2 protein-coding genes and 2 pseudogenes are annotated in these 4,470 nt (G+C 64.4%); 1 reads left to right on the forward strand and 3 read right to left on the reverse strand.

The features are described 5' to 3' along the window. Window positions 1-100: 100 nt before the first annotated feature. The 3 genes and pseudogenes from ABZW96_RS37320 to ABZW96_RS37330 all read right to left on the reverse strand — a co-directional run bounded on the left by ABZW96_RS37320 (window position 101) and on the right by ABZW96_RS37330 (window position 3,391). Window positions 101-1,684 (reverse strand): IS110 family transposase, encoded by a 1,584-nt coding sequence (locus tag ABZW96_RS37320; RefSeq protein ID WP_355081582.1) that lies wholly within the window; start codon window positions 1,682-1,684, stop codon window positions 101-103. Window positions 1,685-1,808: 124 nt separating this feature from the next. Further along, window positions 1,809-2,516, reverse strand: a pseudogene (locus ABZW96_RS37325) (leucine zipper domain-containing protein); the annotation flags it as partial. Window positions 2,517-3,190: 674 nt separating this feature from the next. Continuing rightward, the gene (locus tag ABZW96_RS37330) at window positions 3,191-3,391 is read right to left on the reverse strand and encodes a hypothetical protein (RefSeq protein WP_355081581.1); all 201 of its coding nucleotides are present in this window, start codon (window positions 3,389-3,391) and stop codon (window positions 3,191-3,193) included. Between the two features lie 474 nt (window positions 3,392-3,865). Here ABZW96_RS37330 and ABZW96_RS37335 point away from each other — a divergent pair. Further along, window positions 3,866-4,457 (forward strand): annotated as a pseudogene (locus ABZW96_RS37335) (transposase); the annotation flags it as partial. Window positions 4,458-4,470 lie beyond the last annotated feature (13 nt).

Genomic DNA, 4,470 nt, shown 5'->3' on the forward strand with positions numbered 1-4,470 from the left:
TGCCGTTGTGCCGTGGCGTGTAGGGGGTGATGCGCTGATGCCCCGCTCCGAGCAGGACTTTCGCGAAGTCGGTCGCTTTGTAGCAGGCGCCGTTGAGTTCCTAACGGATGTCAACTCGGTGGAAGCTCGTAGCCTTGGTTGTTGACGGGCCGGTCGGTGGAGCGCTACGCGACTCCTTGTGTCGTCGGCCCGTCCCCGCACTGGTGGTGCGGCGGGCGGCGCGGATGTCGGCGGGGACGGTGTATCGGTTAGCGACGATCTGACGGCCTTGTTCGGGTGTGAGCGGGCTGCCGTCGACGTCGCGGATGACGTAGTGCTCGCTGCGGCGCCAGCAGGCGGCGATGCGGGTGAGCAGGGTCGTGGAGAGATGGCAGACCGCGGAGTTGTGGTGTTTGCCGGTCTCGGTCATGAGCCGGTGGTATTTCGCCGCCAGCGAGGGATCGCTGCGCCGGGCATGTTCGGCTGCCATGAACAGTGCTTCGCGCAGGCAGGCGTCTCCGGATTTCGTTGGCCCACCGTGCCTTCCGCTCAAGCCTGAGGAATCGAGCTTTGGCACCAGTCCACTGAAGGAACGGATCGCGGCCAGGGAATCGAAGCGGTTGGGGTCACCCAGACGTCCCAGGATCTGGGCTGCGAGAATCGGGCCGACCCCGGGCGCCGAGCAGACGATGCCGCCCGGGTCGGCCTTGTCCAGCAGTGCCGCGAGACGGGTTTCGAGTTCCTTGATCTCGTCGGTGAGCTGCAAAGCCAGCCGGGCCTCGATCGCGATATCGTCGGCCAGCTCCGGAAAGTCCAGTCCATCGGCCCAGAGGTCGAGCGTTTCCCGGGCTGCGGCTATGAGCTGGTCGGCTTTCTCCTCGCGCCAGCTGCCGCGAGAATGGCGGGTGAGGAATCGTGACAGCCGGGCCCGGCCCAACCGGATGACTACGTGCGGGTCGGCGTAATGCGCGAGGAACCGCAGTGGGGTCTTGTTGGCCAGGTCCGCGCCGAGTGCCGCGTGCCAGCCTGGTCCGAGGAGTTCGAGCAGCGCATCCAATCGCGCGAGGATGCTGGTGCGGCGTTTGACCAGGTTGGAGCGCAATTTGACCGCTCTGCGCATCGTGTCGCCGGGCCCGAGCCCGGTCGCGGTGTGCATGCCCTCGGGATGCAGAAGTGGGATCCGGGCAAGGACTTTCGAGTCCAAGCGGTCGGACTTGGTGTGTTTGCAGTAGTAGTCGCGCAGATCGGCAGATTGTTCTGGCGGCACCAGAACCACGGTGGCGCCCTGGCGGCGGAACCAGGCCGCCAACGGCACCCAGGCATTGCGCGTGGGCTCCATGATGATGGTGATCGACGACGAATCCGCCCCGGCCGGCAGCATCGACCACAATCGCTGCAGGTCGCTGGTGGTGGTGCGGAACTTACGACCTGACCATAGGAATTTGCCTTGCCCATCGGCCAGGCTGGCCTGGTGCGCGGCCGGCAGGCGACATCGATACCCAGCCGCAACTCCAACGATCCAACTCCCGTCTGCTCGACGATCTCTGTCCCATGTCCGGCGTGGGAAATTCCGTCGCGGGAGTCGATGCAATACCAGACATTCACCAACAGGGATCTCCGCATCACGCCTGCACAACGGCAGATGCCGAGTCGCCGGGTTCCTAACAGGACGCATCTCACCCGGCGATGGCCCTGCAAGCCCCACGGTCAAACAAGGAGCACAACCCCACTCGGTCATTGAGCGGTAGCAAGCAGGCGCCGGAGCCCCGAATTCTTCACCCAGCCGGCCGTGCCGGACGAGAGATTCGAGACCATCACCAAGTTTGAATGTCGGTGACGATCCGCTGGATGTGGATGATGCCGTGCGCGGCGAAGAACGCTCGCGCCCGGAAAACGAATCCAATTGCGGTGACGGCTTTCTCGTCGGGCAGGGCCTCGGTATAGGCCAGCCGGGAGAAGCCGTCGACCGCGGTGTGCAAGAAGACGTAGCCGGTGCGGGTGCCGCGCTTCTTCGTGCGGGCGACAGCCTTATCCCGGTCCGAGCCCTTGCCGTGCACACGCCAGCCGCCGCCGTCCGGAATCCTTCCGACCTTCTTCACATCGACGTGGACCATGTGCCCGGGTCGGCGGGCGAGGATGCGGTGCGGTTCGCGGTTAGATACGCCGGCCGGGTCGAGAAACCGCCGCCGGTTGAGTCCCAGCTGATGCAGGTGACGGCTCACCGTGCGTGCCGAGATCACCGTGCCCTCGGTATGTAGGTCGGTGGCGATGCGTCGTGCCGACCATTTGTGCTCACGCCGCAGCTGCTCGATCCGGACGATGATCTGGGCCGGAGTCGCTGTCGGTGACCGGTGCGGTGTCGAGGACCGGTCGTGCAGGCCGAGTTCACCGTACCGGCGGAACCTGTTGACCCACTTGCTCGCACACTGACGGGACAGGCCCACCTCGGCGGCGACATGAGCGATCGACCGGGTCTGGCAGCGCTACACGAGCCGGTAGCGGCCCTCGACTGTCAGCGGGGCATTACGGTGAATCACGGCGGTTCTTTCGACTTGCGGCGGACGTGGTAGTTGGCGCTTCACATCCTGCCGTCGAAAGAACCGCCTTCAGCTCACCACCACTGCCACCGCGTCACCAACGTCACGCCCCGCAACAGCTAGTTTGCAGATCGGCTTCGCCCGGCTCGGCGCTGGATGCGCCACCGCACGAAGGCGGACTCCTCATCGATGTGGCAGACCGTCGTCTTCTCTTCCGATAGGCGCAAAGCGATCGCCGCGAGCGCCGTGCTGACCATACCACGGCGCTTGGGCTTCATCGCGTTTCCCAGCCGACCATGACGACGAGGTGAGTGGCCGGGCGGAGTGTCGCCGCCCGGCTCTCGCAGAACCGGACTTGCACCTCTCGGCTCATCCAGTTGCCATTCCCCAGCCGTCAGGACGTACTCCGAGACACCAATGCACGAACAGGCGGCGAGAGCGGCGAGCGATCTCGGCCAGCCATGCCATAGTGCGGCGTTCTCGTCGGTAGAGTCGTTTGTAGTTGCCTGCGGCCCATCGCATTAGATGCCGGTTGAGTCTGGGGAGGAAGTAGAGCGACTGCGAACGGCAGAAGCGTCCGCAGTAGTTGATCTACCGTGCACGACGTTGTGGAAAATCCTGTGCGGGGTCATCGAGAGATTTCTCACTGCGCTTGGCCAGGCGTCGCGACCGGATCAACCTCCCATCATCTTCTTCGCGTCCGAGCTGACCGCGGGCAGGAACGATACGAAATGCTCATCGTGCCTGCGTTTGGCCATCCTCGAGCGGAATTTGTAGCCCAGGAACACGAAGGACGTACTCTCATGATCGTCACGCCGATCGGCGTCCTTGCAGTAGACAATGCGCGTCTTGTCCGGATGGAGGTCCAAACCCATCTGCCCAAACCGGGTAGCGATCACGCGGACTGAGACTCGCTGCCGCAGTGCACCACCGCGTCGTCGCAGTAAGCGCTCGAACCGGATGTTCGGGAACTCCCGGCTCATCCACGGGTCGAACGCGTGGTGCACGAACAGGTTCGCCGACAACGGGCTGATCGCCAACCCTGCGGGGTGCCGCGATCACGAGCGACCAGCATGCCATCCTGCTGTTGCAGCGGAGCGGACAGCCACCGGCACACATACCACAGAATCCACCGGTGATCAGGGGTCGCGGGGCGCGGTGTCGAAGAACGTCCGGATGTCGAGATCGATAGCCCAGTCCGTCTTCCAGCATCCCTGCCGGCAGACTCCGATCGCGTCCAAGACGAACTTGCCCGAACGATAGCGGTGAGTAATCCGGATGGAAGAGCGGTTCGACCTCGCCTCCAGATAGCAATCCTGACGACCGTCTGCGCGGCCCGTGTGGGCCAGAGGGAGTTGTATCTGCCGGAGTCGTGGACCGACGACCGAGACCGCTGCCGGGCCGCCGGTATCCCCGAGGAGGTCGGGTTCGCGACCAAACCGCGCGGCTGGTGATGACCATGCTGGAACGAGCACTGGCCGCGAAGGTGCCGTTTGGCTGGTTTACCGCTGATGAAGCCTACGGCCAGATCAAATACCTCGAACACCACGACATCTCCCACGTCCTGGCCACCCGCCGCAACGGGATTACGACTGGGCGAAAGCCCCGATCCGCATCGGCTGGCAACCCGGCCGCAGGCACTGCCTCCTGACCCGGCGCAGCATCACCAACCCCGGCGAAATCGCCTACTACGTCTGCTACGGGCCACGCCGGTCCACCATCGCGGACCTGGCGTGGATCGCGGGATCGCGGTGGCGGACCGAAGAATGTTCCCAGCAAGCCAAGAACGACGCCCGTCTGGACCACTACCAGGCCCACAACTGACGAGCAGGGTATGTAGCCCACATCACCCTGTCCAGGCTCGCCCTGGCCTGGCTCACCGGGACGAAACCCGTTACCGCCAAAAAAAAGGGGGAACCACCCACAGCGATCAAGACATGATCGCACCCACGCT

Source organism: Nocardia sp. NPDC004168 (genome assembly GCF_040610355.1).
Classification (GTDB): domain Bacteria; phylum Actinomycetota; class Actinomycetes; order Mycobacteriales; family Mycobacteriaceae; genus Nocardia; species Nocardia sichangensis.